Here is a 26,624-nt window from a genome sequence, read left to right on the forward strand (position 1 = left end):
CCGCGCCGGGATCATCACCAAGGACTCATCCCCGCGTGCGCGGGGACCACCTCTGCCGTCTCGATCTTCGGGAGCAGCTCCGCGACTCATCCCCGCGTGCGCGGGGACCACCCTTCGTGACCTGCGCTAATCCCGGCGGCAGTGCCCGTTTTTGACCACTCGTTTTCGCGCTCGCTCACCTCTCTCGCTCCAGCTGAGTAGATCACGGGTGGGGTGTCTGGGGTTGGGAAGTTGCGATCAAGGGGGTGGACAGCCGAATATCGAACGTGTGTTCGACAAGTCGGCGGAGCCTCACCCCTCGGTCGCCCGGGTGTACGACTTCAGCCGACCGGTCTGGGTCGACCTCAGGGAGCTGTACCGCGCTGGTGCGGGAAGCACACGGGAGCGGGCGTCCCTGCGGGTCCAGGCCGAGGGGATCACACTCGACCAACGCGCCCCCGGGGTCCTGCACGCCTGGATGCGCTCCACCCGAGGCGACTGGCTGGGCTGGGTCTCCTACGTGGTCGACGGCGGCTCCGCGTTCGGTCCGCTCCGGATGCGGCACCTGGTGCCCCGCACCGCACTCTCCCCACGTCGACCCGAGGAAACCGACGAGGAGCCCTTCTAGGCCCGCAGAAACCCTTGATCAGAGATCGACAGGCCCGCCGAACTTTGGGTGCTTGTCGGTGGCCCGGACGCCAACTCGGCGTCCGGGCCACCGGACAAGGTTGGGGTACTGGATTTCTCTTACCAGTCCCAGCGGCGGGACGGCTTCGTGCTGAAGATGCGTCGCAGCATCGCGGTCATGGGTGTTCACCTCCTCGCGGTGTCGTGGTTGGTTCGCGGCCGGCTCATGCGGTGCAGGGTGAAGGGCCTGGGGACGATGCCCTCGACCATGAGCGCCCGTGTGTCAGCTCCGGTGACAGTCAGGTGGGCGTCGTGGGAGAGAGTCGTCAGCGCCTCGGCGATCATCCTGTGGGCCACTGATGCGCCGGGGCACGTGAAGGGGCCGGCGCCGAACGGGATGTAGGGGCCGCGCTCGTTCGGGTTTTCCCAGCGTTCGGGCCGGAACACCTCGGGGTCGGTCCAGTGGTGCTCGTCGTGGTGCAGGAGGTACGGGCTGACCGAGACGAGGTCGCCGGGGCGGAAGGAGGTTCCGGCGACTGTGGTGGGGCGGGAGACCGTGCGGCCCAGCATCCAGGGCATCGGGCGGTGTCTGAGCGCCTCTCGCACGATGTGGTCGACCGGCCACGGCCACGGGGAGTCCGCCGTGTGGTGCAGGCAGGCCAGCAGCACCGACCACGCCAGCGAGGTGCTGACCGGCACCACGATCGCCCGCACCAGCGTGAGGTGCAGCTCGGCGACCGTGCGGTCGGCGACTTCGTCCGGGCACGCGGTGAGCGCGGCGTCCAACACGTCGAGAGGCTGGTCGACAGGGTGCTTGCGACGCTGCGTCACCTGCTTGGTCAGCGCGGAGATCAGCCTGGCGCGCAGTAACTCCGCCCGCGCTCTCTGCCACAGGCGCGGTGCGCGGAACACCACGCCCTCGTGCACGGCTCGGTTCATCAACCGCCGCGCCAAGGCTGGAGTGTCGGGGTGCAACAGCGATTCCGCCAGGCAGCGGTACACCAGCCGGTTCCCGGCGAGCGGCCACTGGTCGACGGGCGGCAGTTCGGCCACCGCCTCCGCGACAGTGAAGCGGTAGCGCGGCAGGCGTGAGCGCAGGAAGTTCCGCACGGCGTGGCCGACCTCGATCTGCGACGCCCTGGTCGGCAGCAGGTCCCCGAAGAACCCGGACTTGTCCGCGTGGAACTCCGGGTCGCGCAGGAGCTCCTGGGTCAGTTCCGCGTCGCCCACGCACCAACCGCCCCAGGGCAGCGGGAACACGGTTGCCGCGCTACGCCGTCGGAGGTGCTCGATGTACTCAAGCGGGTCCCGCCGTAATCGGCGCCTGTCCCCAAGCCTCATCGAGTAGTTCCCCCCCGAGAGTCAGTTCCACGACCGCTTCCCCGAGCGCGGACTCCCGTGGCAACCAGAGTGTTTTCCCTGGTCCGCACGGTGATGACGACTCGACCATAGGGAGATGCGGTCGGCGGGCACATCCCCAAGATTGGGGGTGCCGTCGGGGAGCCGCAGGTGGTATCTGGCGCTACCGCAGCGCGGTCACGCGCTCAACCGTCCACATGAGACAGATGGTCCCGCGCTCCGGTGAGTTCGATCAGGCCGTCGGCGAGGCAGCCGCGCCAGCAGACGAAGTCGTGGCCGCCGGTGTACTCGGTCAGCGAGACCGGATATCCCTGGTGCGCCAGGTGATCGCGCAGGGCGCGGGTGTGGTCGACCATGTCCCGTTCGTAGCGCCCGACCGACAGGTGCAGCCGGATGTCCCGGCCGGCCGGGTAGGCGTCGATGAGGTGCTGGGCCCGCCACAGCGAGGGCGACTGGCACAGCACGTTCCCGAACCGGTCCGGGGCCAGGTGTCCGGCCAGCAGCGCGGTCAGCCCGCCGAAACTCTGCCCTGCCACGACGGTGCGGTCGGCGGCGGGGCTGGCGCCGAGCCGCTGTCCGGCCCAGGGAAGCAGTTCCGCGGTGAGGAACGTGACGAAGTCAGGATTGCCGCCCAGTTCCCGCCTCCGCGTCGGCACGTCGATCGTGTCCACGCCGATCGCGCTCACCGGTGGAATCGCCCCGGCCGCGATCAGGTTGTCCAGCGTGTGCTGGAAGGAAAGCCTGGGAAACCAGACATTCCCGTCGAACAGCACCAACGTTCCCTCGGAGGCCTCTCGCGGCTCGTACAGCCAGATGCTCCGCGAGTTGCCCAGGATCGTGCTCGTCAGCCGGTGCTCGGACACCCGCCCGGCCGGCGCGCCAGCAGGACGCCACCAGGGTTGTTCTGGCGCGGCCGGCAGTTCCACCACCGAGCTCGCCAACCCATTGCGCCCAGTGTCCACAGTGTCCGGATTGAACGGGTCGGTCCTGGCCGTCGCCATGAGTCGCTGCCAGTGCGCGTTGTCGGCGTCGTGCTGGCCGGAGAAGTCCGGGGCGATCTGGTAGGTCCCGCGGTAGTCGTCGGGCAGCAGGTAGCTCAGGTGCCACAGGTCGGTGCCGGGCAGTCGCCGCATCCGGCTCGCGGCCAGGTTGTCGCGGTCGGTGAGCCGATTGGCCAGCAGCAGCACGTCGGTCGTGCCGGGCGTGCCGCGCCAGACGAACGTTACGACGCGACTTCCGTCGTCGGCCGGTTCGAGCAGGGGAGTGCCGCGTCGTTCGACCTCCGCCCAGAACGCGGCGAGGTCGCCCGGCCGTTCGGCGAGCTCCGCGATCCGCGGACTGTCCACAAGCACCGGACGGAGTCGACCACCAGTGATCACGGGAAGAAGGTAAGCCTAAGCTAATCGAGTGCGACAACCGGTTCCCCTCCTGGCCCGCGGCACGGGCCTGCTCATAGCAGCGGCCGTGCTCCTCCTGCTGGTGCTGACCAGCCTCGCGCTCGGGAACCGGAACATCGCGCCCCCCGTCGTCCTCGACGCGCTGACGCACTACGACCCCACCAACTTCGACCACAGCGTCGTGATCACGCAGCGGGTGCCCCGAACCCTGCTCGCGCTGGGGGTCGGCGCCGCGCTGGGCCTGGGCGGCACGCTCATGCAGGCGCTGACCCGCAACCCCCTGGCCGACCCCGGGCTGCTCGGCGTGAACGCCGGGGCCGCGCTGGCGATCGTGCTCACGATCGCCGCGTTCGGCTGGACCAGCCCCGCGAGCTACGCCGGGGTGGGCATCGCGGGCGCGGCGGTGGCCGCGTTCGTGGTCTACCGGGTCAGCGGCAGCGTCTCGGGGCAGAGCGATCCGGTCCAGCTCGCCCTCGCAGGGACCGCGGTGACCGCACTGGTCGAAGGTGGCCTGATCCGCGCGGTGCTCGTGCTCGACTACGCCGCGTTCGACTCGTTCCGGTCATGGGACGTCGGCTCGCTGTCCGGCCGCACGCTCGAATCGGTCGCGCAGGTCGCGCCGTTCGTCGGCGCGGGTCTGGTCATGGCCCTCGCGCTCGCCGGGACGCTGAACGTGCTGTCCCTCGGCGACCAGACGGCGACCGCCCTTGGCGCGCGGGTCGGCACGGTGCGGCTGGTGGCCTTCGTGGCGGTGACGATGCTGTCCGGCTCGGCGACCGCGGCGGCGGGCCCGGTCGGGTTCGTGGGTCTGGTGGTGCCGTTCGCGGTTCGCGCCTTCACCGGCCCGGACTACCGCTGGATCCTCCCGTACTCGGCGCTGCTCGCGCCGATCCTGTTGCTCGGCGCGGACGTCGCCGCGCGGATCATGCTCGGGGACGAGACCGAACTGCCCGTCGGCCTGGTCACCGCGCTCGTCGGCGCGCCGGTGTTCATCGCGCTGGCCCGGCGCCGGAAGCTGGCGACGCTGTGAGCGGCGAGTTGCGGGCGGGAGTCCTGCGCACCGGTCCGGTCGCCCTGCGGTTCTCGTGGCGCGCGGTGGTGGTGGGGGTGGCGCTCGTCGCGGTCACCACCGCGCTGTCGGTCGTCGCGATCGCCGCCAGCGAGCCCACGCTGGACGTCTCCAAGGTGGTGCTGGCCCTGGTCGGGCAGGGCGACTACTACGACTGGCTGGTGGTCACGCGGTTCCAACTGCCGCGTGCGCTGACCGCGGTGCTCGTCGGGCTCGCGCTCGGCGCGGCCGGCGCGGTGTTCCAGAGCCTGAGCCGCAACCCGCTGGGCAGCCCGGACATCGCCGGGTTCGGCGCCGGCGCGTCCACCGGCGCGGTGCTGCAGATCATCGTGTTCGGCGGCGGCACGGCCCAGATCGCGCTCGGCTGCGTGTTCGGCGGGCTCGCCACCGCGCTGCTGGTGTACCTGTTGGCCTACCGGGCGGGCCTGCAGGGGTACCGGCTCGTGCTGGTGGGCATCGGGATCAACGCGGTGCTCTCGTCGCTCAACCGGTTCCTGTTGTCCGCGGCAGACCTGAACCTGGCCCAGCAGGCCCAGGTGTGGCTCACCGGCACCCTGAACGCCCGGGGCTGGCCGGAGATCTGGCCGGTCGCGGTCGCCGTCGCGGTGGCCCTGCCCGTGCTCGGCCTGATGGGCGCCAGGATGCGGTTGATCGAGATGGACGACGAGCTGGCGCGGTCGCTCGGGGTGCCGTTGGCGCGGACCCGGGCCGCCCTGCTGGTCCTCGGCACGGTGCTCACCGCCGCCGCGACCGCGACGGCCGGGCCGATCGCCTTCATCGCGCTGGCCGCGCCGCAGCTCGCGCGCCGGCTGACCGGCGCGGCGAGCGTGGGGGTGGTGCCGTCGGCGCTGATGGGAGCCGCGCTGCTCGCCCTGTCCGACCTGCTGGCCCAGCGCGTCACGCCGGGTGGGCAGCTCCCCGTCGGCGTGTTCACCGCGGCCGTGGGCGGCGGTTATCTCGTGTGGCTGCTCGTCCGGGCCAACCGACGGCGACGTCGGTGACCCGGACGAGACGCCGCACAACTACGCCTTCAGCGCCCGCTCGACCTGGTCCAGCACGGACTGGACGGCCAGCGGGCCGCCGGAGGAGGTCCACGCCGAACCGTCGACCACCACGATGTGCTTGGCGCGGTAGGCCGAGAGCTGCGTGAACGGCGGGTTCTTCTCCGCCTCGGCGAGCTTGGCCTTCCCGCCCTGCACGTCGCTGAGCGTGCCGAAGAACATCCAGTCGCCGTCGAGCTTGTCGAGCTGCTCAAGGCTGATCACCGGAGTCCGGTTGCTCACCTTCTCCTGCTGCGACGCGGGCCTGGTGAGCCCGACGCCCCGGACGACCTCGTCCGCGTGCCCGCCGGAGCCCACGACGCGCGGCCCCTCGCCGTCCCAGCGCACGATGCTCGCGGTTCGCCCGGCCTGGGCGGCGAGTTCGTCGCGCACCTGCCGCACGCGCCCGTCGTGCTGGGCGACCACCCCGTCCGCCTCGGACTTCTTGTTCAGCACCTCGGCGAGCTTCGCGAACGCCGTGCGCCAGTCGGCGCCGGCGTCGCTGACGAACACCGTCGGCGCGATCGTGGCGAGCTTGTCGAGCTGGTTGCGCGCGCCGACCGTGTAGTCGACGAGGATCAGGTCGGGCCGCGCGTTGGTGATCGCCGGCAGGTCCGCCTCGGTGGTGGACGCGACGATCGGGATGCCGGCGGCGCGCTCGGTCAGGTAGGACGACACGCCCCGCTGCCCACGGGCCGAGGCGAGGCCGACCGGCTTCAGCCCCAGCGCGAGCACGCCTTCGAGGGTGGGTTCGCTGAGCGTCACGATCCTGGCCGGCGCCTGCGGAACGGCGACGCTCCGACCCTGGGCGTCGGTGACCGTGCGGGTGGACGCGGCGGTGCCGGCCTGCGGGCCACTGCACGCCACCAGCGCCAGCAGGACCGCCGAAAGGGCGGACAACAGCAACGCCGGCCGTCGTCCCGGTATGCGGCGACGAGAAAGCATGAGCTCCTCCGGAGAGATCAATTTTAGGCGAGCCTAACCTAAGGAGTGAGCCCAATCGGGGTTCCGGGCAGTCAACGTGATCGAAACGGCAACCGCCCGGACATCGGTGAATGCCTGTGTGCGCGCTGAGTGAGCTGCCGACCAGGGCGTGGGCTGTCGGTGGGGGAGCGGACGGTTTCGGACGCGCGCGGCAATCCGAACACCACATTGCACCGCTCTGCTGGCTGACCCGCACGACAACTCTCGGCCTGCCGCGCTGTTTCCGCTTGTGGCGTAACGGTTTCCCGCCGCGCGGCCGTCAGCCCTACCGTGGCCGCATGCACTCACCGATCACGGGTACGGCCGCCGGAGTGCCGTTCACCGCGCTGCCGCCGGCCCACAACGGCCCCGCGCCACTGCTCGTCACCTGGCACATGCTCGACGCGCCGAGGTCCGACGCGGCGTTCGCCGCCGCGTTGCCGATGCACGACCTGCCCGCGTGGCGCGTGCACCTCGGCATGCCGATGTGCGGGGCGCGCATGGTCAACGGCAGCATGGACGCCGGCCTGGAGCTGATGCGCAAAGACCCCCTGATGTCCTTCCTGCACCCGTTCGTCCAACAGGCGAGCGAGGAGTTCCCGGCCGCACTGGCCTCGATCCGCGCGCAACTGCCGGTCGACGACGGCCCGATCGGCGTGCTCGGCGGCTCGCTGGGCGCAGCCGTCGCACTGCGAATCCTCGCCGAGACCGACATCCCGGTCGCCGCTGGCGCCGTCGTGAACGCCGCCATCCGGATGCGGTCGGTTGTCGACCTGTTCCCGGGCGAGTACCCGTACGACGCCGAGTCCGAGAAGGCCGTCGACAGCCTGGACTTCATCGCCAAGGCGGACGCCATCGCCTCTCGCGCGCCGCTGCTGGTCGTCAGCGGCGAACTCGACCACCCGGGCCTGCGCGCCGACGCGTTCAGCCTGGTTAGTGCCATGGGCGAACGGGCCGAACTCCTGACGATCCCCGGGCTGGCGCACCCGCTCGCCGACGAGCCCGGAATCGAACCCGCGCCCCAGTTGCCAGTGGCCCGCGAGGTGGACGCCGGCCTGACGGCGTGGTTCCGACGCCACCTTGCGGGCGTCAGCTAGGCGAGGACTCGACAGCCAAAGCAACCACGGGCCGATGACTGTCCCGACGTGATCCGCACACGACAACGGGGTGAATGCGGTGCCTCTTGAGGGCGAGTACGAGCCGAGCCCGGCGCAGTGGGTGCGTGAGCAGGTCGAGCTGTACGAGAGTTCGGGTGGCACACAGGGCACAACGCTGTGGGACACGGGCCTGCCGGTCGTCATTGTCACGATGCGCGGCGCGAAGAGCGGCAGGATCCGCAAGGTTCCGCTGATGCGCGTGGAGCACGAGGGCCGGTACGCGGCGGTGGCCTCGAAGGGCGGCTTCCCACACCACCCGGTCTGGTACTTCAACCTCAAGGCCAACCCGCGGGTGGATCTCCAGGACGGCCCCGAACGCCAGGGCATGATCGCCCGCGAGGTCACCGGAGACGAGAGGGCCCAGTGGTGGCGGCGCGCGGTCGCCGCGTATCCGCCGTATGCCGAGTACCAGGAGAAGACCTCCCGCGTGATCCCGGTCTTCGTCCTGGAACCCGAGCACCTGGCCGGGCCGGCGAAGGCCCCGGCGCCGCCGAGGGACTGAGCTCCGGGCCCCACCCGCTCGGCCCGACAAAGCGCCGCCCGGCAGGAGACAGGAGCTGATGGGGACCGGTGGTCGGAGCCCGACTCACCCCCGCGTGCGCGGGGACCACCTGGGTGTCTCCACTGACTCTGGCGTGCGAATGGGCTCATCCCCGCGTGCGCGGGGACCGCACGATCAACGCGCTCTGGAACGAGCGCAACGTCGACTCATCCCCGCGTGCGCGGGGACCACAGGGCGTCGGCCCCGCCCCGCCACTGGCGGGAGGACTCATCCCCGCGTGCGCGGGGACCACTACCCATCGCGGTACGAACCCGCAGGTGGGGGGGACTCATCCCCGCGTGCGCGGGGACCACGGCCGGCGTCGCCAACCCCTGTCGAGGTCGAGGGACTCATCCCCGCGTGCGCGGGGACCACACTTCGTGACCTGCGGTAACGCTGGCGTTGGTGCTGGTTTTTGGCCACTCGTGGTGCAAATCCTTTGCCTCTCTCGCTGCGGTCGAGTAGATCATGGGCGCTCTGGTCGGCGGCGGGAGGTTGCCGGCAGGGGTCCGCTCCTCGACTGGGAGGTCCTGACATGGCCAGCAAGTTCACCGAGCTTGCGATCGACTGTGCTGATCCCCAGGGCCTCGCCCGGTTCTGGTGCTCGGTTCTCGGCTACGAGGTGCGGGACCAGGACGACGAGATCGTCACCATCGGGTCTCCGCTGGTGCCTGAGGGCAGGAACCGCCCGGGGCCGGTGCCTCCGACGTTGACGTTCGCGCGCGTGCCCGAGGGCAAGACCGTCAAGAACAGGCTTCACATCGACGTCAACCCCACCGACAGGGAGCAGGACGAGGAGGTTCGTCGCCTGCTCGACCTGGGGGCTCGACACGTCGACGTCGGGCAGGGTGATGAGAGCTGGGTGGTTCTCGCCGATCCCGAGGGGAACGAGTTCTGCGTCCTCGCGAGCCGCTGCCCCTGATCGCCCGGCCGCACACCCACGGCAGACCTCCTTCCGGTCGCCTGATCACGCTCACGGGGTTGGTGCTGGCGTGGCCGGCATCGGCTGTTGTCGTTCGCCGCGACCGGGTCGCCGAACTGTGCGCTGAGCCGACACGTGGAGCTCTGCTGCCGTTGGTGTTCCCCGTCCCCCGGGCTGGAGGTGCGTCGCACGTGCGAGCTGCGTGGCACTAGCGCGCGGAGATCGGCAGGGGTGGTGTCGCGAGAGTTCCTTCTGGCATCGTTGATCTTTCAAGTTCCTCGGGAACACCGACGCCAGGGAGGAAAGAGTGCGCATGAGCACGCCCTTAGTCAGAACGGGCGCGGTCCTGGCCACCGCCGCCGCGTTCGTCCTCGGCGGGCTGGCGCCCACCGCGCCGGCGCCCGTCGCGGAGGCCGCCTCCGCGGAGGTGGCCGACGGCTGGAAGACCTACCAGCTGAAGACGCCGAACGCGCGCTACGACAGCATCTACGCGGCCGGCTCGGAGGCGTGGATCGTGGGCACGGTCAACCCGTACCCGACGCACAGCACGGTGGTGCAGCACTTCGACGGCAAGACCTGGTCGCCGATGACCGTGCCGCACGTCGGCTACGGCATGGTGATCACCGGTACCTCCGCGTCGAACCTGTGGATCGGCGGGAGCTCGGACGCGACCAACGCCACGGCGCACTTCGACGGCCGGCAGTGGACCACCTACCCGGTCCCGGACCAGTGGACCGTCGTCCAGATGCTGGCCGTCGCGCCGAACAACGTGTGGGCGGTGACGCAGACCCCGAGCGACAGCCCGGTCTACCACGGTCAGCGCCTGATCCACTTCGACGGCAGGTCGTGGTCGCTGGTGACCCCGCCGCAGGTGGCCGGGTACACCGAGCCGGACATCGAGATCTCCGGCAGCGGCGCCGGCGACGTGTGGGTCAACTACTCCGACCGCAACGGCAAGAAGAACACCCTGCTGCGCGCGTCGGGGACGACCTTCACCGTCCTGCCCAGCCCCGGGTACGGGGTCAAGGTCGTCCCGCTCAGCGCCAACGACGCGTGGGCGAGGGGCCCGGTGGTCGCCAGCAACGGCAACGGTGACTCCAAGAGCAACGCCCTGCACTGGGACGGCCGGTCCTGGAAGACCGTGGACGACGGCCAGAAGTGGACGACCTACGAGCCGCGGGTCGTCGCCAACGGCACCGTGTGGGCGAACAAGACCGAGTACTACTCCGGCTACGGCAAGGTGACCCTCGTCCGTTGGGTCGGCGGCCGGTGGCAGACGGTGCCCGGGATGTCCGGGATCGGCAGCGACAGCGTCCTCCAGTACGTGGCGCCGACGCCGAAGTCGTCCCCGTGGGCGTTGATGGCGCAGGGCCGCGAGAAGAACCGCCAGGACGTCAGGGTCTACACGGGCTGATCCGGCCACGCCGGTCGCGGCTCCCCGCCGCGACCGGCGCTTCGGTCGGCCCCGTCACCGCCTCAGTGCTCGCCGGCTGGCTCGCCCCGGCCCTGCCACGGCCGGGCGAGGGTGACCAGCGCCAGCGCGGAGAGCAGAGCGCAGCCCAGGACCACGACGGCCGTCGACATGGCCGTGGTGCTCCCCAGAACGCCGGGGAGCGGCGCGGCGGCGGCGCCGAGCACGAACTGGGAGCCGCCGAGCATGCCCGAAGCGGCGCCGGGGGCGTCGCTGCCGACCGCGAGGATGATGGCGGTCGCCGCGGGCAGCAGCAGTCCGATCCCGCAGGTCAGGCCGAACAGGCAGACCCAGGTGGTGGGGAACGTGCTGATGCCGGCGGCGAGCAGGGCCACCAGCACGACCAGGGACGCCGCGCTGATGGCCACGCCGGTCACGAGCAGCGAGTTGAGCCGCACGCGCCCGGCCAGCCGCCCGAAGATCACACCCGCCACCACGGTGCCCACGGCGTTCGTCGCGAAGACGAGGCTGTAAGCCGTGGGCGACAGGCCGTAGACGCTCTGGAAGACGAAGGGCGAGCCGCTGATGTAGGCGAACAGGGCGCCGATCCCGCAGCCCATGACGAGGAGGTAGCCGACCAGCTCGCGCCGCCGGAGCAGCCCGCCCATCGCGGAGAGCACGGCCCCCAGGCCGCCGGCCCGGCGCCGCTCGACCGGGAGCGACTCGGGAACCCACGCCCAGACAGCGGCCAACAACACCAGCCCGGTCAGTGCCAGTGCCACGAACACCAGACGCCACGAGCCGATGCCGAGAACGAGCCCGCCGAGGACCGGAGCGAGGACCGGCGCGGTCGACCCGATCACGCTGAGCGTCGCGAGTTGGCGGGCCGCGTGGGCGCCGGTGAACCGGTCGCTGACGACCGCCCGCCCGATGACGATCCCGGCGCCGCCGGTGATCCCCTGGAGCAGCCGCGCGACGTCGAACACGGCGATGGTCGGCGCGACCGCGCAGAGCAGGGAGAACACGGTGAACAGGGCGGAACCGGCCAGGAGCAGGCGGCGTCGCCCCGTCGCGTCGCTGATGGGGCCGAGCACGATCTGACCGACGGCGAGCCCGACCAGGCAGGCCGTCAGGGAGAGCTGGACGGCCGTTCCCGAGGTCCCGAACGAGGTGGCGATCTCGGGGAAGCCGGGCGCGTACATGTCGATGGCGAACGGCGACACCGCCGAGAGTCCACCGAGGACGACGATGAGCCGTGCCGTTCCGGTGCGAGGGGGCGCGGAGTCGATAAGCGTCATGGGTCTCCATCCGGGGATGTCTGCACGAGGCCGAGAGCGCTCCACGTCGCGGCGCCGCCGGGGTTGTCGTCGGTCCCCGCGACCGACGGGAACGGGATCAGGCTCCGGTGTCGCGGCGGTTCCGACGTCACGCGCGGCGGCTTCTCGGCCGGCTTCGGCAGGGTGACGATCACGTCGTCGGCGGTTGTCCGACGGGTTGTCCGGCGTCGAGGTGGGCGATGCCGACGCGCCGGTCGGGAGAACCGAAGTCGATCACCGTCTCGACCGGGCTCCGCCCGATCACGACGACCCGGGTCGGCGCGGCGCGGATCGTCCGGGTGACGAGGTCCCTGTCAGCGCGCGGTGGTGGTGTGCTGCCCGAGCCGCATCCCGTCGACGGCCAGCAGGGCGCGAGGAGGACGAGCTCCCGACGGTGCCGGCGGACGAGGGCGGACAGGAGCATCGGGCGCCTTTCTCACGACGACGGGACGGCCCGGGCGGCCGCTCCGTGCTCCATCGTCGGCGCCGGGACCGCGCCGCGGTGTGGAGCGACGGGCCCGAGGATGTGGAGTGCGCTGCTTGCCCCGACGGGTGTCAGGAGTGCGCCTGCCGGAACTGGGCGGGGGTGGTGCCCCGGTCGCGCCGGAAGGCGTAGCCGAAGTTGCTGGGCGAGGCGTAGCCGACCTCGTGCCCGATCCGGGCCACTGTCCAGTCGGTCTCGACGAGCAGCGCCGCCGCCCGGTCGAGGCAGCGACGTCGGTGGTACTCCATCACCGATGTCCCGTACAGGGCGCGGAAACCGGTGGTGAGGCGGCGGACCGACATCGAGGAGGCGCGGGCCAGGTCGGCCAGCGTCGGCGGTGCGTGGCGTTCCCGCCAGAGCAGCTCGGGAACGCGGCGCAACGCGGCCACTTCGTGGTCGTCCAGGCCGTCCAGGGTGAGGTCCCGGTCGTCCGCGGCCGGCGCGGTGACCGTGAGCCCGTCGAGCAGTGCGGCCATCGCCGCCATGAGCCGCGACTCCAGGAACAGCAGGCGCCCGGGGGACGCGCGCCGGTGCACGAAGATCTCCTCCAGCGGACCGGCCACCGGGCGCAAGGCGGGGGAGCGGCCCAGATACCGCTCGCTCGCGACGGTCTCCGGCCCGGTGGCCGGGAGGGCGTCCGCGCCGAGGCCGCCGAGGTAGGACTCCAGCCCGCTCCAGGTTCCGATGATCGACACCGCGCGGTACCGCTCGCCGTCGCCGTGCGCGACGACGCCGTCGGTGGCGCGTCGGGGGCTCAGCGACACCGCGCGGGCGCGCAGGTCGCCGTCTCCGGCATTGGCCTCGCTGATGCGCATGTGCCCGTCGACGCAGTGCTCCAGCTCGAAGTGGTCGCCGGAGAAGGCGTAGCCGATCCGGTGCTCGCGGGCGAACGCGACGTCGTAGCGGACGACGCGGAACCCGCTCCGCAACGACGTCACCTCGATGGTGCCGTCGCCGACCTCCGGGCGGAGCCGGTGCCGGACGGTTCCGTCGCCGCTGTCGTCGGTCTGGGCGATCGACGCGTAGTACGCGGCGTACGCCGCGTCGAACGCGGTGGAACCGGCCTTGGCGGCGAGCTGGTGAACCCGGGTCACAAGTTCGTAGGTTAGCCTTACCTCCCTCTTCTTCGAGGGACTGACATGAGACCGTCCCCGCGCCCCACTTCCTTCACGGCAAATGCCTTGGGGACCGCACTACGTTGGGAACGAACCGGTTCTGACTGGGGGTAGCGGTCATGGGGGAACGGGTGTCGGTGCTGGTCGTGGGGGCGGGGCTGGCCGGTCTGGCCAGCGCGGCGTTCCTGGCGCGACGCGGAGTCGACGTGCTGCTGGTCGAGCGGCGCTCGGGGACCTCGCTGTTCCCCAGGGCGGTCGGGCAGAACCAGCGCACGATGGAACTGCTGGGATTCGACGGGATCGCCGAGGACGTCCCGTCGGTCGATCCGGATCTGGCCACGTTCCGGGTCAGGGTGGCGGCCACGCTGCCGGGGCCGACCCTCCGCGAGGAGTCCACCGACACCGCCGCGAACCTCGGCCTGCTGTCCCCGGCCGAGGTGGGCACGGCCGGTCAGCACGAGCTGGAGCCGCTGCTGCGCCAGCACGCCGAGGATCTCGGTGCGGAGCTGCGCTTCGACACCCAGCTGGTGTCCTTCAGCCAGGACGACGAGGGTGTGACGGCCGTGCTCCGCGGGCGCCGCGACGAGCGGACGAGCGAGGTGCGAGCGGACTACCTCGTCGCCGCCGACGGCACCCGCAGCGGCGTGCGCGAGGCGCTCGGCGTCGACCGACACGGTCGCGGCAGCCTCGGCCACAACATCAGCATCATCTTCGACGCCGACCTCGGTGAGCTGGTCGGCTTGGAGCGGGCAGCGCTGCACGTCCTCTACAACGAGCAGGTCCAGGGCGTGTTCATCACCATCGACCGAGCCGTAGACCGTCACCTGCTCAGCGTTGGCTACGACCCGGCCCGCGGGCAGTCGCCGGCCGACTTCACCACCGAGCGGTGCACCGAGCTGATCCGGATGATCACCGAGATGCCGGACCTCGTGCCGGAGATCAAGGCCGTGCGGCCGTGGGAGATGGCGGCCGCGGTGGCCGACCGGTTCCGGGTGGGGCGGGTGTTCCTGGCCGGCGACGCCGCGAAGGTCACCCCGCCGAGCGGCGGGTTCGGCGGCAACACCGCGATCGGCGATGCCTACGACCTGGCGTGGAAGCTCGCCGCGGTCCTCGGCTCGTCGGCGGGGCCCGGCCTGCTGGACACCTACGACGCGGAGCGGCGTTCGATCGCCGAGCGGGTCGTCGCCGAGGCGTTGTGGTTGCTGGACGGCCGCGGCCCCGTGGCGGCGTCGGAGGACGGCGAGGACGTCGAGGACGTGCGGACCTTCGACCACCAGAGGGCGGTCGAGCTCACGCTGGGGTTCCGCTACCGCTCCTCCGCCGTGCTGACCGAGGACGACGATCCCGCCGACGCCGAGGACCCGTACCGGCCGACCGGCCGGCCCGGGTTCCGCGCGCCCCACGTGTGGTTGCGCCGCAACGGCGATCGAGTGTCCACTGTGGACCTATTCGGCAGCGGCTTCGTGCTCCTGTCCGGAGTGGACGGTGGATTCTGGGCCGGAGCGGCCGAGGACGTCGCCGCGCGGCTCAACACCGCCGTGCGAGTCCACACGGTCGGCGGGGAACTGGCGGAACTGACCGACGTCGACGGTGATTTCCTCGCCAAATATGGGATCGGAGCGGCGGGCGCGAGCCTGGTCCGACCGGACGGGGTTGTCGCTTGGCGCACCACCGATGCGCCAAGCGACCCGGCACAGGCCCTCCTCGGAGCGCTCACGACGGTTCTGGCGCGATAGTCGCGCCTGTCCCCACCGATCCCGCGTCCTGTGCCCCCGATCCCCGGCAGGTCAGGGCTTCCACCAGGTCGACGCGCGGCCCTCCGGTCTCACCCCTGGCTGCCAGCCCGGGCAGGCGTCCCGATGGCGACGAGCCCCGCCAGCGCCTGCGGCAACGGTTCGCGGTGCAGGACACCGAGGCGTTGGGTGGCGCGGGTGAGGGCGACGTAGAGCTCGGCCGCGCCGCGCGGGCCCTCGGCGAGGATTCGTTCGGGCTCCACGACCAGGACGGCGTCGAACTCCAGTCCCTTCGTCTCCGACGGGGCCACCGCGCCCGGCACCCCCGGCGGGCCGATGACGACGCTGGTGCCTTCGCGCCCGGCCTCGTCCCGCACGAACTCCTCGATGGCGGCGGGCAGTTCGTCCTCGGTGACCTGCCGGGACCACGGCTGGACACCGCACGCGCGGACCGACTCCGGCGGCTGGACCCCGGGCGCGAACTCGGCGAGCAGCGCGGCGGCGACGGACATGATCTCCGCCGGGGTGCGGTAGTTCACCGACAGCGACCGGTAGACCCAGCGGCCCGGCACGTACGGCTCCAGCATCGCGTCCCACGACGTCGCCCCGGCCGCCGACCGGCGTTGGGCGAGATCGCCGACCACGGTGAACGACCGGTTGGGGCAGCGCCGCATCAGCGCCCGCCAGTCCATTTCGGACAGTTCCTGCGCCTCGTCGACCACGACGTGCCGGTAGGTCCAGTCCCGGTCCGCGGCGGCCCGCTCGACCAGTTCCCGGGTGTCGCGCTCCAGGAAGCGCTCGGCCAGGTCCTCGGCGTAGAGCATGTCCGTGGCGATCAGGTGGTCCTCGTCGTCCATCAGGTCCTGGCGGTCCACGAGGATGTCCAGCACGCCGGCGGCGTACTCGGCCTCGGCCTTCCGCTCCCGCTCGGCGGCCTGGTCGGCCGCCTTGTCGCGGCCCAACAGGTCGACGAGCTCGTCGAGCAGCGGCACGTCCGACACCGTCCAGGCGTCGCCCTCGGCGCGCAGCAACGCCTGGTCGGCGCCGGCCGCGCGCAGCCGCTCGGGGGACGTGTACAGCGACGCCAGCAGCTCCTCCGGCGTGAGGATCGGCCAGAGCTCGTCCAGCGCGGCGGTGAACGCGTCGTCCTCCGCGAGCTCCTTGAGCAGGTCCGCCCGCAGCTGCTCCCACGCCTCGCGGTCCTCCCGGGTCAGCCAGCCCCGGCCGATCCGCGCGATCGCCCGTTCGGTGAGCACGTAGGTGACGATCTCCGTGAACACCGCGCGGGCCTCGTTGTGCGGCAGGCCGCTGGCGCGCGCCTCCTCCCTGGCCCACTCCGCGGTGTCGGCGCCGATCCGCAGCGTGACGTCCCGCAGTTCGATCGGCAGCGGGTGCTCCGGCAGCCGCTGCCGGTCGGCGACCGCCGCCGCGAGCACGTCCAGGATCTTCAGCGATCCCTTGAGCCGCGCGACCTCCGGGGTGTCCTCGGCGGTGACGCGCAGCCCGGGCACGAGGTCGCCGGTGGTCATGAACACCACGTCGGACTCGCCCAGCGACGGCAGCACGCGGCTGATGTGGTTCAGGAACGCCGGGTTGGGCCCGACCACGAGCACGCCGTGGCGTTCCATCCGCTCCCGCTGGGTGTAGAGCAGGTACGCGACGCGGTGCAGCGCCACCACGGTCTTCCCGGTGCCCGGGCCGCCCTCGATCACCAGCACGCCCGGGTGGTCAAGCCGGATGATCTCGTCCTGCTCGGCCTGGATCGTGGCCACGATGTCGCGCATCCCCTCACCGCGCGGCGCGTTGACCGCCGCGAGCAGGGCCGCGTCGCCCCGGCCGCCGCGCTCGCCGTCGCCGGGGCGGCCGAGCACCTCGTCGGTGAAGTCGACCACCTCGCGCCCGCGCGTGTGGAACTGACGGCGTCGCCGCATGTTCTCCGGGGACGCGGCCGTGGCGACGTAGAACGCGCGTGACGCGGGGGCCCGCCAGTCGAGCAGCAACGGCGCGTACTCGTTCTTCTCGTCGAAGAGGCCGATCCGGCCGATGTACCAGTGCTCACCGGAAACGGTGTCCAACCGGCCGAAGCACAGCCGGTTGTCCGCCACGTCCAGCCGCTTCGCCTCCCTGGCCAGCGCGCGCACCTGGACGTCCCGCTCCATGGGGTTGTCGCCGTTTCCCCGCAACGCGGCGCTGTACTCCCGCTTCACCCGCGCGCGTTCGGCGTCGAGCCGCGTGTAGAGCCCGGCCACGTAGCTCCGCTCGGACCGCAATTCGTCTTCGTATTCTCGAGTTGACACAAGCCCCTCACAGCGGCTAAACTGACCTCACTTATCGGCGGGTTCTCCATCAGTTTCTGGAGGGCACGCCGATTTTCGATTGTCCACCTCGTGTCAAGTTCCCGCGCGGAACGCGAAGAAGCGGGGCCTCGGCCCAACAGTCCGGGTGGCTCACGCAATCACGGGCGACGTCCCCGGCCGAACCCGTCGATCAGCAGTTCCGCGGCCACCGCCGCCCCGTCGGTGCGGATCGTGCCGGCCACGGCGGTCGCTCGTGCGCTCGTCTCGGGGGTCAGCGCCGTCCTGAGGGCGGCCGACAGGGACTCGGTGGTCGGCGTCGGGCCGTCGTGCGCCACGCCGATGCCCAACTCCGCCACCCGGTCCGCCCAGAACGGTTGATCCACCAGCTGGGGCACTACCACCTGCGGCACGCCGGCGCGGGCGGCCGTCGTCGTCGTGCCCGCGCCGCCGTGGTGCACGACGGCGGCCACCCTGGGGAACAGGGCCTGCTGGTTGACCTCGCCCACCGCGAGGCAGTCGTCCCGGCCGTCGATCAGGGCCAGGTCGGCCCAGCCGCGGGAGACGAGCACGCGCCGGCCCTGCGCGCGGACCGACTCGACGGCCACCCGGGCCACGTCCGCCGAGGCGTGCATGGGCATGCTGCCGAAACCGACGTAGACCGGTGCCGTACCGGCGCCCAGGAACGCCTCCACCTCGGCCGGGAGCGGGCGGACGTCGGGGAGGGTCCACGCGCCGGTCTGCACGACGTCGAGGTCCGAGGGCTCCGGCCAGGGGGCCAGGACCGGGTCCGCGGCCAGCCACGGGTGGTCGGTGAGGATGAAATCGCGGATGTGGTCCACCAGAGGCAGGCCGACGCTCGCCCGGTGGTTGTTGATCACCTCGCCGAACAGCTCGTTCATGCTCTGGGCGTTCAACTCCCACAGCTCCCGGTTGTCGGCCACCTCCGCCGGCTGCGGCCGGCCCGGCCACGGGTGCGGCGGGTGGTGCGGCGACGGCAGCATGGACGGGAAGAAGCTCACGTACACGTAGCCGGTGCCCAGCTTCTCGGCCACCGAGCGCACGGCGGCCGCGGCCGGGAACAGGCCGGTCGCCACCAGCACGTCACACCCCTCCGCCGCCGCGATGACCGTCTCGAACTGCGTCGCGACCAACTCGGCGGCCCGTTGGGACAGGTCCGTAGCCTTCCACCGGTTCGCCCCGGTCACCGCCTGACGCATCGACGGACCGGCGGGCACCATCGGCACGTCGACCTCGGCCAGCCGCTCGGCGAAGTCCGGCGGCGCGCACACCCGCACCTCGACGCCGAGCTCCCGCAACCGCACCGCGAGCCCCACCATCGGCTCGACGTCCCCGCGCGACCCGTACGTCGACAACAAAACGCGCACTTCGTGTCTCCCGTTTTCGCAGGTTCTGGCTTTCGGCCGGGGATTCTGCGGCACAGACCGGGTCTTGCCGCAAGCCCCCCGGTGCGCTATACCTTGAAAAGGGCGAGGAGCATCCCCTCTTCATTTTCGGTCGCGTTGGTGACCGCGGCCACACTTCCAGTCCTGGCGACGGTCCTGTCGCGCGGCAGCCGCAGGCCCGCCGGAGGACTCGGCTGTGGCGACCGGTCAGGTGCTTTCCGGTCGTTGGGCCCACTTTGTCGAGCCCAGTTTGTCGAGCCCAGTTTGTTGGGCAGGGTCGGCTGTACGGGCGGGCTCGACAATCTCAACGCCGCCGCGACGTTGTGCGCGGAAACCGGGGCGCTGAGCCAGGCGCACACGCTCGGTCGGCGAGTCACCGCACCGGTGTGCGCGAGCAAGGGGATCGGGCAGGGAGGTTCCCCCGTGGTGCTGGCTCCGTTGGGCGGCAGACCAGAACGCCGACAGTCCACCGCCGGCGCGGAGCCCGCCCGAGCACGGGGCTGTGGCCTCGCACGCACCGGGCGAAATTCGGATGACCTGGGCCTTCGGCTCACCTACCGTGGTGAACGTGATGCAGCAACTGCTCTTCCTCTGAGGGACGACGCCTCCACCGGTACCGCGAACCCGCAGTACCGGACTTCGCCCTTCCTGCTCATCACCGTTTGTTGGAGGCATCTCCTCATGGCTTCGCCCCTTTCGCCCGCCCCTGTGCGCGCGGCGCACGTCCGCGTGTCCGGCGTCCACCTCTCCTTCGGTGGGCGGCCCGTGCTCGCCGGGGTCGACCTCGTCGCCGCCCCCGGCGACCGGGTCGCCATCGTCGGCGAGAACGGTCGCGGCAAGACCACCCTGCTCCGGGTGCTCGCCGGCGACCTGCCCGTCGACCGCGGCGAGGTGCGCCGCGCGGGTTCGGTCGGCGTCGCCGACCAGCAGATCCCGCTCGGCGTTGACGACACCGTCGGCGCCCTGATCGACCTCGAACTGGCCGCGGTGCGCGGCGCGCTGGCCCGCCTGGAGGACGCCACCGCCGCGCTCGCCGCCGGCCACCCCGGCGCGGACGACGCCTACGCCGCCGCGCTCGCGGAGGCCGAGGCGCTCGACGCGTGGGACGCCGACCGGCGGGTCGAGGTCTCGCTGGCCGCGCTGAACGCCGTCGACGACCGCGCGCGCCCGCTCGGCACCCTCTCGGTCGGGCAGCGCCACCGGGTGCGGTTGGCCTGTCTGCTCGGGGCCGGGCACTCCGTGCTGCTGCTCGACGAACCGACCAACCACCTCGACGCGGGTGGGCTCGACCACCTGACCGAGCGGCTGCGCGCTCACCCGGGCGTGGTCGTGCTGGTCAGCCACGACCGGGCGCTGCTCGCCGACGTGGCCACCTCGGTGGTCGACCTCGACCCGTCCAGCGACGACCGGCCGCGGGTCTACGGCGGTGGCTACTCCGCCTACGTCGAGGCCCGCCGCGCCGAGCGCGCCCGGTGGGAGGCGCTGCACGCCGAGCAGGTCGCCGAGCGGCAGCGCCTGGCCGACGACCTGTCCACGGCGCAGAACCGGCTGCGCGACAACTGGCGGCCCGAGAAGGGGCACGGCAAGCACTCCCGTGCCACCCGGGCACCCGGTCTGGTCCGGGCTGTGCACCGACGGCAGGAGGCCCTGGCGGCGCACGTGGTGGCGGTGCCCCCGCCGCCGACCCGCTTCGCCATGCCCGACCTGCCCGAGCACCGCGGCGCGACCCTGCTGCGGGCCGCCGGCGTGACCGTGGCTGACCGGCTCGCGCACCCGGTCGACCTGGAGCTGGACGCGGGGGACCGGCTGGTCGTCACCGGGCCCAACGGCGCGGGCAAGTCGACGTTGCTGGCCGTGCTGTCCGGTGACCTGGAGCCGAGCGCGGGCACGGTCATCCGCGCCCGGTCGGTGCGCGTCGGGCGGTTGGGTCAGGAGTCCGAGCCGTCGGGTTCGCGCACGGCGGTGGAGTTGTACGACGAACGGCTCGCCCGGTCGGGTCTGCCCGGGCCGGGACTGGGGGAGTTGGGCCTGCTCGGCGGGTACGACCGCCGCCGGCCGGTGGCTGAGCTGTCGGTCGGCGCCCGGAGGCGGTTGGACCTCGCACTGGTGCTGGCTGAGCGCCCGCACGTGTTGCTGCTGGACGAGCCGACCAACCACCTGTCCGCCGCGCTCGTCGACGAGCTGACCGCCGCGCTCGGGTCCACCCCGGCCGCCGTGGTGATCGCCACGCACGACCGGCAGTTGTTGCGGGACACCGGGTCCTGGCCGCGGCTCGCTCTGTGAACCGGCCTCGATCTGTGAACCGGCAACCGGCACGGCCCATGACGTGAACGCGTCCTGTGCGGTTCAACGGGGGATGCCGAGCTCCGACACGCGCGGGGCTCGGCATCCTTCCGCGGGCTTCTCGTCGTGGGGCGGGAAGCGGGGCGAGCACCTGCCGTGATGTCGCGCCCCGATGCTCGGCAGGCATCACGTGGTTAGCATGCGGCCGTGGAGTTGCGGCAACTGCGCTACGTGGTGGCAGTGGTGGAACACCGGCACTTCCGACGGGCGGCGCAGTCGCTGGGCATGACCCAGCCCTCGCTGTCCCGGCAGGTGGGGGCGGTGGAGCGGGAACTGGGAACCCGGTTGTTCGAGCGGACGGCACGCGGGGTGGAGCCCACGGCGGCGGGCGAGGTCTTCGCCGCGCACGCGCGTCGGGTGCTTGAGCAGGTCGAGGCGGGCGCGACCGAGGCGCGACGGGCGGCGCGCGGGCAGACGGGGTCGCTGCGTCTGGGATTCGTGGGGTCGGCGCTCCTTGAGCTGTTGCCGTCGCTGCTGGCGCGGTTCCGCTCGTCGCACCCCGGGGTGAACCTGGAGTGCCGCGAGCTGTCGACCGGGCAGAGCGGCGCGGCGTTGTTGGCCGGCGACATCGACCTGGCGATCTGCCGAGGGGCGCCGACCGGAGAGCGCGCCGAGCGGCTGACCGCCGTCCCGGTCTCCGGCGACCACCTCGTCGCCGTCTGCCACCGCGGCCACCCGTTCGCCGGTCAGCCCTCGGTCTCGCTCGACCAGCTCCGCACCCAGCCGCTGATCGCCACCCCGGCCGCCGACGAGCCGGCCACGGTCCGTGCGCTGCGCCCGCTGCTCGACCACGCGCGCGGAGTCGTCCACGCCCGCGACGTGCACACGGCGATCGGGCTGGCCGCGTGCGGGATCGGCGTCGGGCTGCTGCCGTCCTGCGCGCGCCGACTGTCCCGGCCGGAGACCGTCGTGGTCGAGGTGGACCCGCCCCTGCGGCTGCCCGACCTGACGATGGCCTTCCGCACCGCGGACAACTCGCCGGCGCTGGGCGCGTTCCTGTCGGTGACCTCCGCCCACTGTTCCGGCATCGCGCATCGTCTGACCCGGCTGATGCCCACGGAGCATCAGAACGGGGGTTGATCGGGTATCGCGATCACCCGTCGGGCCTGCCGGCGGGTGAGATGGCGGCATGGCGATGACGGTGCGCTACGGCGTTGTCCTGGGCGGTTCGCACGGGAACAACGTCGTCGAGGCGATGGTGGCGGAGGCCCGCGAGGCCGCCGGGTACGGCGTGGACTCGGTCTGGGTGGGTCAGCGGCTGGACTACGACGCGATCGGCGTGGCTGGCGTGATCGGGGCGCGGGTCCCCGGCGTCGACGTGGGTGTGTCGGCGGTGCCGGTGTTCGGTCGGCATCCGCTGCTGGTGTCCAGCCAGGCCCAGACCGCGCAGGCCGCCACCGGGGGCCGGTTCCACCTGGCGCTGGCGCTGGGTGTGCCCCAGCTCGTCGAGCGATCGTTCGGCCTTGCCTGGGAACGGCCGGTCGCCCGGCTGCGCGAGTTCCTCACGGTCCTGGGCCCGCTGCTGCGCGGCGAGGCGGTCGCCCACGAGGGAGAGCTGATCACCGCACGCTCCGCCCTGCCGACCCGCGTGGTCGGGGCCCAACCACCGACCCCGCTCCTGGTCGCCGCCATGGCCCCGCGGGCCCTGCGCGTCACGGGCGAACTCGCCGACGGGACGGTGGCGTTCCTGGCCGGCCCGGGCGCGTTGGCCGACCACATCGTCCCCACCCTCGCCACCGCCGCGGCGAACGCCGGGCGTCCCGCACCGCGCGTCGTCGCCCTGGTGCCGGCGGCCGTGACCACCGACGAGGACGCCCGCCGCGCGATGGCCGACGATCTCGCCTTCTACCGCGATTTCTCGTCCTACCAACGGGTTCTGGCCCTCAGCGGCGTCGACGACCCCATGGACCTCGCCCTCCTCGGCGACGAGGACACCGTTGCCGCCGGGCTGCGCCGCTACGTCGAGGCAGGGGCCACGGAGATCGTCCTGACGGGGCACCTCGGGCTCGACCCCGCCATCCAGTCCCGCACCCGCCGGCTGGCAGGGGCACTGGCCCGCGCCACCGCCTCGGACGTGGTCGCTCCACATTAGACACAGGCAGGAGGACTTCGAGAAGAGGGGGAGCCGGGCGTACCGGCGCACGACATGGTTGTGCGCCAGTACGCCGCGACCAGGAGCACCCGGTCCTCTCCGGCGACCTTTGTGGACAGTGGGGAGTCGCAGGAATCGCGGCCGGCTTTCGTCAGACGACCGTGACGGCGTGTCGGACGACGGCGCCGTAGAGGTATCCGTTGGTGTTGAAGGGAACCCGGGCTGGTTGGGTGGCGCCGGTTTCGTCGGTGGCCGCGGCGAGCAGCTCGTAGTTGCCCGGTTCGGGTCGCCAGGGCAGCTCCCAGCGCAGCCATGCCGCGTTGTCCCGGCGGGGGCCGCGCGGGTGGGCCCGACGCCAGGTCGCGCCGCCGTCGGTGCTCACCCGGACCCGGCGGATACCGCCATTGCCAGACCAGGACCGGCCGCGCAGCAGGTGGGTGCGGCCGGCGGCGAGCGTGGCGCCCTGCCAGGGGAGTTCGAACGCGCTCTTGGTGTTGTGGGTGGTGATCGGCGCGCCGTCGGCCGGGTACTCGGGACCGAACAGGCGGTAGAGCTGGGTGTTGAACGGGGAGAACAGCGGGGTGTCGGAGACCTCGACGTCCCCGACCCACTTGATGTTCGCGACGCCCACCCAGGACGGGACGATCAGTCGTACCGGGGCGCCGTGGTCGGGTGGCAGGGGCTCTCCGTTCATCTCGTAGGCGAGCAGCACGTCCTGCAGGGCCTTCGCGACCGGGAGCGGGCGACGCACGTGTCCGAGGTTCACGCCGTTGCTGACCACCTCGGCGTCGAGTCCCTGCGGCATGACGTCCACGGCCGAGCGGGTGAGCCCGGCCAGGCGCAGCACCGTGGCCAGCCGGACACCGCGCCAGCGCGCCACCCCGACCGCGCCCAGCTTCCACTGGTTGCCCGGCGCCGGCGTGTTCTGTTGCGTGGCAAAGAAACTCCGCCCGTTTCCTGCGCACTCCACGAGCGCCGGAAGGGACACCGCTGGCAGACTTCGCAACTGGTCCAGGCTGAACTCGACGGCGTTCTCACGAGTCGGCGCGCCCCGCAGTCCGGCGCCGAACAGTCGCAGCCGCCAGGTGCGAGGGTCAATCACGGCCGTGCTGGTGTGATTGCGCACGAAGAACCGGTCGATCGGGGTGTAGAAACCCTGACCCCGCATGGCTTCCCAACGCATCTCCGCGTTGGTGCCGAGCACGTCGAACAACTCCGGCGGCAACGGCTTGACGATGGAGCCGGCGGCCGCGGCGGGCTGGGCGGCCGCGATGGTCAGACTGGTCGGCACCGCGGCCAGTAACCCGGCCACACCGAGCGCCCGCAACACATCCCGGCGCCGCAGCCCGCCTCCCCGGGCCTGCCCAGCCAACCACTGGCCCATCCGGACACGGTCGTAGGTTCCCTCGTCGGTCACATCGTCAGGCACGGACATGGCAACACCCGTTCAGCCGTGGATTTCCCAAAAGGGAGAAAGCGTCGGGACTGACGGCTGAATCGAAACACGGTGCTCCCGGCCGGTCAACGAACGTCCGGGCGCGGTCCACCTCGTGGGAATGACCTCGTGGGAATGACAAGGACACCGTGCTTCGACGCCCCACCACTCGTGGCGATCGACGGCCTCTATCCGCGCGTGCGCGCAGGGTCCACAGTGGACTTCATTGCGACTGTTCGCCGTTGGCGGGCGTCGAGGGCCTGAGCATGACCCACGCCATGCCCGTGGCGGCGAACAGCAGCGCCGCGCCGATCCCCGAGGCGATGGCGAGCCCCTCGGTGAAGGAGGCCCTGGCGGCGGTGAGCAGCGCGGTCGCCGCTTCGGTGGGCAGCGCGGAGGCGGCCTGGACGGCGCCGCCGAGCGAGTGCGCGGCCTCGCGGGCGACGTGCCCAGGGGTGCCCGCGGGGACGTCGAAACCCCGGTAGACGCCCATGACGAGGCTGCCGAGCACGGCGATGCCCAGCGACATGCCCAGTTCGTAGGCGGTCTCGGAGACGGCGGACGCCGCGCCGGCCTGCTCCTTCGGGACGCTGGAGAGGAGCAGGTCGCTGGCGGCCGTGAACGTCAGGCCGGTGCCCGCCCCCATCAGGAGCAGAGCGGCGCCGAGGACCGGGTAGCCGGTGGTGGGGGTGACGAACGCCGGGACCACCATCGAGATCGCGGTGAGCGCGAGGCCCCCGGCGATCGCCAGGCGCGTGGACGTCCGGCGGGCGACCCAACCGGCGAACAGGCCGACGACCGCCGACGTGAGCATGGCGGGCAGCTCGGCCATGCCGGCGTGCAGCGGGCCGAATCCCTTCACGAGCTGGAAGTACTGCGACAGGAAGTAGATCAGCCCGGACAGGCCGAAGATCGACAGCAGGTTCGCGCCGACGACGCCGGTGAACACGCGGTTGCGGAACAGCCGCACGTCGATCAGCGGCGCGGGCAGGGTGAGCTGCCGGCGGACGAACAGGACCAGCGCGACGAGGCCCACCGGCGCGGCCAGGACGGCGTCGACGCGCGGGCCGTGCACCGCGACCTCCTTGACGGCGTAGACGACGGCGATCACGCCGACCGTCGACAGCAGCACGCTCGGCAGGTCCCATGGGCCGGGCGAGGGGTTCCTCGACTCCGGCAGCAGCCTGGCCCCGACGACCACCACGAGGGCCGTGACGGGGACGTTGATGAGGAACACCGAGCCCCACCAGAAGTGCTCCAGCAGCCAACCGCCCAGGAGCGGGCTCGCCGCCGCGCCGGCGGACAGGGCCGCGCCCCAGATGCCGACGGCCAGGCTGCGTTCGCGCGGGTCGTGGAAGATGTTGCGGACCAGCGCCAGCGTGGAGGGCATCAGCGTGGCGCCGGCGACGCCCTGAACGGCCCGGCCCAGGATCAGGGCCTCGGCGGTGGGCGCGTAGGCGATCAGCAGTGAGGCCAGGCCGAACCCGGCCGTGCCGACCAGCAGCAGCCTCCTGCGCCCGATGCGGTCGCCGAGGCTGCCCATGCTGACCAGCAGCCCGGCCAGGACGAACCCGTACACGTCGCCGATCCACAGCAGTTGGGCGCCCGTCGGTCGGAGGTCCTCGGAGAGGAACGGGGTGGCCAGGGCCAGCACGCTGCCGTCGATCGCCACGATGAGGACGGCCAGGACCAGGGTGCCCAGGGCCGCCCACCGCGCCGGTGCTCGGTGGTGGTCTTCGAGGTGGTCCAGCGTCGGGCTGCTGCTCATGGTGCGGTTCCTCGACTCGGAAGGTGGAGCGTGGCGCCTGCGGGAGGCGGGCGACCGGCGCGCCCGGTCACGAGGCGACAGTACCTCGTGTGAGACGAATTTGTCTCAAGGTGTGTCTTTGGACGCTCGATGAGACGGATCTGTCTCACCTGGGTTAGTCTTGGGCGGTGACG

The 26,624-nt window shown here is 72.0% G+C and carries 21 protein-coding genes and 1 CRISPR repeat array; of the genes, 11 read left to right on the plus strand and 10 right to left on the minus strand.

Translation table 11 applies throughout. From position 1 onward, the window contains the following. Window positions 1–268: 268 nt before the first annotated feature. Entirely contained in the window at window positions 269–607 is a 339-nt protein-coding gene (locus tag BUE43_RS18290; protein WP_073484709.1) for a hypothetical protein, read from the plus strand. A gap of 185 nt (window positions 608–792) precedes the next feature. Here BUE43_RS18290 and BUE43_RS18295 read toward each other — a convergent pair whose 3' ends face one another. Next, window positions 793–1,836, minus strand: coding sequence for a cytochrome P450 (locus BUE43_RS18295; protein ID WP_234995786.1), 1,044 nt, complete (start codon window positions 1,834–1,836; stop codon window positions 793–795). 314 nt (window positions 1,837–2,150) lie between these two features. After that, window positions 2,151–3,317, minus strand: coding sequence for an enterochelin esterase (fes, locus tag BUE43_RS18300; protein ID WP_200797566.1), 1,167 nt, complete (start codon window positions 3,315–3,317; stop codon window positions 2,151–2,153). Window positions 3,318–3,372: 55 nt separating this feature from the next. Between fes and BUE43_RS18305 the strand changes: the two genes are divergently transcribed. Both BUE43_RS18305 and BUE43_RS18310 read left to right on the plus strand, forming a co-directional pair. Continuing rightward, window positions 3,373–4,392, plus strand: coding sequence for a FecCD family ABC transporter permease (locus BUE43_RS18305; protein WP_073484715.1), 1,020 nt, complete (start codon window positions 3,373–3,375; stop codon window positions 4,390–4,392). Beyond that, window positions 4,389–5,432, plus strand: a complete 1,044-nt coding sequence (locus BUE43_RS18310) for a FecCD family ABC transporter permease (RefSeq protein ID WP_073484717.1) — start codon at window positions 4,389–4,391, stop codon at window positions 5,430–5,432. The genes BUE43_RS18305 and BUE43_RS18310 overlap by 4 nt, the downstream gene beginning before the upstream one ends. Window positions 5,433–5,453: 21 nt before the next feature. On the opposite strand, the gene BUE43_RS18315 is transcribed toward BUE43_RS18310, so the two are convergent. After that, a complete protein-coding gene (locus BUE43_RS18315) occupies window positions 5,454–6,416 on the minus strand; it encodes an ABC transporter substrate-binding protein (RefSeq protein WP_073484719.1) in 963 nt (320 codons plus the stop codon). Window positions 6,417–6,733: 317 nt separating this feature from the next. Between BUE43_RS18315 and BUE43_RS18320 the strand changes: the two genes are divergently transcribed. The 4 genes from BUE43_RS18320 to BUE43_RS18335 all read left to right on the plus strand — a co-directional run bounded on the left by BUE43_RS18320 (window position 6,734) and on the right by BUE43_RS18335 (window position 10,468). After that, a complete protein-coding gene (locus BUE43_RS18320; protein WP_073484721.1) occupies window positions 6,734–7,531 on the plus strand; it encodes an alpha/beta hydrolase family protein in 798 nt (265 codons plus the stop codon). 79 nt (window positions 7,532–7,610) lie between these two features. After that, complete coding sequence (locus BUE43_RS18325; protein ID WP_073484723.1) at window positions 7,611–8,093, plus strand: nitroreductase family deazaflavin-dependent oxidoreductase; 483 nt, start codon at window positions 7,611–7,613, stop codon at window positions 8,091–8,093. Between the two features lie 83 nt (window positions 8,094–8,176). Continuing rightward, window positions 8,177–8,505: direct repeats of the CRISPR family, unit length 24 nt; unit sequence CTCATCCCCGCGTGCGCGGGGACC. 162 nt (window positions 8,506–8,667) lie between these two features. Beyond that, a complete protein-coding gene (locus BUE43_RS18330; RefSeq protein WP_073484726.1) occupies window positions 8,668–9,054 on the plus strand; it encodes a VOC family protein in 387 nt (128 codons plus the stop codon). Window positions 9,055–9,367: 313 nt separating this feature from the next. Beyond that, window positions 9,368–10,468 carry a hypothetical protein gene (locus BUE43_RS18335; protein ID WP_073484728.1) on the plus strand — a complete coding sequence of 367 codons (1,101 nt, stop codon included), beginning with the start codon at window positions 9,368–9,370 and terminating at the stop codon, window positions 10,466–10,468. Between the two features lie 62 nt (window positions 10,469–10,530). Here the strand turns inward: BUE43_RS18335 and BUE43_RS18340 are convergent, their stop codons facing one another. The 3 genes from BUE43_RS18340 to BUE43_RS18350 all read right to left on the minus strand — a co-directional run bounded on the left by BUE43_RS18340 (window position 10,531) and on the right by BUE43_RS18350 (window position 13,359). Continuing rightward, window positions 10,531–11,763 (minus strand): multidrug effflux MFS transporter, encoded by a 1,233-nt coding sequence (locus BUE43_RS18340; protein WP_073484730.1) that lies wholly within the window; start codon window positions 11,761–11,763, stop codon window positions 10,531–10,533. Between the two features lie 169 nt (window positions 11,764–11,932). Continuing rightward, the gene (locus tag BUE43_RS18345; RefSeq protein WP_073484732.1) at window positions 11,933–12,205 is read right to left on the minus strand and encodes a hypothetical protein; all 273 of its coding nucleotides are present in this window, start codon (window positions 12,203–12,205) and stop codon (window positions 11,933–11,935) included. A gap of 131 nt (window positions 12,206–12,336) precedes the next feature. After that, window positions 12,337–13,359 carry a helix-turn-helix transcriptional regulator gene (locus tag BUE43_RS18350; protein ID WP_073484734.1) on the minus strand — a complete coding sequence of 341 codons (1,023 nt, stop codon included), beginning with the start codon at window positions 13,357–13,359 and terminating at the stop codon, window positions 12,337–12,339. 140 nt (window positions 13,360–13,499) lie between these two features. On the opposite strand from BUE43_RS18350, the gene rdmE reads away from it, so the two are divergent. Beyond that, the gene (gene rdmE / locus BUE43_RS18355) at window positions 13,500–15,116 is read left to right on the plus strand and encodes an aklavinone 12-hydroxylase RdmE (protein ID WP_073484736.1); all 1,617 of its coding nucleotides are present in this window, start codon (window positions 13,500–13,502) and stop codon (window positions 15,114–15,116) included. Between the two features lie 89 nt (window positions 15,117–15,205). Here the strand turns inward: rdmE and helR are convergent, their stop codons facing one another. Together helR and BUE43_RS18365 are read right to left on the minus strand one after the other, a co-directional pair. After that, complete coding sequence (gene helR / locus BUE43_RS18360; protein ID WP_200797567.1) at window positions 15,206–17,410, minus strand: RNA polymerase recycling motor ATPase HelR; 2,205 nt, start codon at window positions 17,408–17,410, stop codon at window positions 15,206–15,208. A gap of 158 nt (window positions 17,411–17,568) precedes the next feature. Next, the gene (locus tag BUE43_RS18365; RefSeq protein WP_073484740.1) at window positions 17,569–18,795 is read right to left on the minus strand and encodes a glycosyltransferase; all 1,227 of its coding nucleotides are present in this window, start codon (window positions 18,793–18,795) and stop codon (window positions 17,569–17,571) included. Window positions 18,796–19,494: 699 nt separating this feature from the next. Here BUE43_RS18365 and BUE43_RS18370 point away from each other — a divergent pair. The 3 genes from BUE43_RS18370 to BUE43_RS18380 all read left to right on the plus strand — a co-directional run bounded on the left by BUE43_RS18370 (window position 19,495) and on the right by BUE43_RS18380 (window position 23,248). Continuing rightward, a complete protein-coding gene (locus BUE43_RS18370) occupies window positions 19,495–21,096 on the plus strand; it encodes an ABC-F family ATP-binding cassette domain-containing protein (RefSeq protein ID WP_073484742.1) in 1,602 nt (533 codons plus the stop codon). Window positions 21,097–21,303: 207 nt separating this feature from the next. Beyond that, the gene (locus BUE43_RS18375; RefSeq protein ID WP_073484744.1) at window positions 21,304–22,236 is read left to right on the plus strand and encodes a LysR family transcriptional regulator; all 933 of its coding nucleotides are present in this window, start codon (window positions 21,304–21,306) and stop codon (window positions 22,234–22,236) included. Window positions 22,237–22,285: 49 nt separating this feature from the next. Continuing rightward, on the plus strand, window positions 22,286–23,248 hold the full coding sequence (locus tag BUE43_RS18380; protein ID WP_234995787.1) for a TIGR03564 family F420-dependent LLM class oxidoreductase: 963 nt from the start codon (window positions 22,286–22,288) through the stop codon (window positions 23,246–23,248). A gap of 151 nt (window positions 23,249–23,399) precedes the next feature. On the opposite strand, the gene BUE43_RS18385 is transcribed toward BUE43_RS18380, so the two are convergent. Both BUE43_RS18385 and BUE43_RS18390 read right to left on the minus strand, forming a co-directional pair. Further along, complete coding sequence (locus BUE43_RS18385; RefSeq protein WP_073484746.1) at window positions 23,400–24,683, minus strand: sulfite oxidase; 1,284 nt, start codon at window positions 24,681–24,683, stop codon at window positions 23,400–23,402. A gap of 223 nt (window positions 24,684–24,906) precedes the next feature. Next, entirely contained in the window at window positions 24,907–26,451 is a 1,545-nt protein-coding gene (locus tag BUE43_RS18390) for an MFS transporter (protein ID WP_073484748.1), read from the minus strand. Window positions 26,452–26,624: the final 173 nt, after the last annotated feature.

This window comes from Streptoalloteichus hindustanus (assembly GCF_900129375.1).
Classification (GTDB): Bacteria; Actinomycetota; Actinomycetes; order Mycobacteriales; family Pseudonocardiaceae; genus Streptoalloteichus; species Streptoalloteichus hindustanus.

Excerpts from the sequence above, each read along its gene's own strand:
- BUE43_RS18390 (WP_073484748.1), bottom strand. The coding sequence starts at position 26,451 with ATGAGCAGCAGCCCGACGCTGGACCACCTCGAAGACCACCACCGAGCA.
- BUE43_RS18385 (WP_073484746.1), bottom strand. The coding sequence starts at position 24,683 with ATGTCCGTGCCTGACGATGTGACCGACGAGGGAACCTACGACCGTGTC.
- BUE43_RS18380 (WP_234995787.1), top strand. The coding sequence starts at position 22,286 with ATGGCGATGACGGTGCGCTACGGCGTTGTCCTGGGCGGTTCGCACGGG.
- BUE43_RS18330 (WP_073484726.1), top strand. The coding sequence starts at position 8,668 with ATGGCCAGCAAGTTCACCGAGCTTGCGATCGACTGTGCTGATCCCCAG.
- BUE43_RS18320 (WP_073484721.1), top strand. The coding sequence starts at position 6,734 with ATGCACTCACCGATCACGGGTACGGCCGCCGGAGTGCCGTTCACCGCG.
- BUE43_RS18315 (WP_073484719.1), bottom strand. The coding sequence starts at position 6,416 with ATGCTTTCTCGTCGCCGCATACCGGGACGACGGCCGGCGTTGCTGTTG.
- BUE43_RS18345 (WP_073484732.1), bottom strand. The coding sequence starts at position 12,205 with ATGCTCCTGTCCGCCCTCGTCCGCCGGCACCGTCGGGAGCTCGTCCTC.
- BUE43_RS18335 (WP_073484728.1), top strand. The coding sequence starts at position 9,368 with ATGAGCACGCCCTTAGTCAGAACGGGCGCGGTCCTGGCCACCGCCGCC.
- BUE43_RS18370 (WP_073484742.1), top strand. The coding sequence starts at position 19,495 with ATGGCTTCGCCCCTTTCGCCCGCCCCTGTGCGCGCGGCGCACGTCCGC.
- BUE43_RS18340 (WP_073484730.1), bottom strand. The coding sequence starts at position 11,763 with ATGACGCTTATCGACTCCGCGCCCCCTCGCACCGGAACGGCACGGCTC.
- rdmE (WP_073484736.1), top strand. The coding sequence starts at position 13,500 with ATGGGGGAACGGGTGTCGGTGCTGGTCGTGGGGGCGGGGCTGGCCGGT.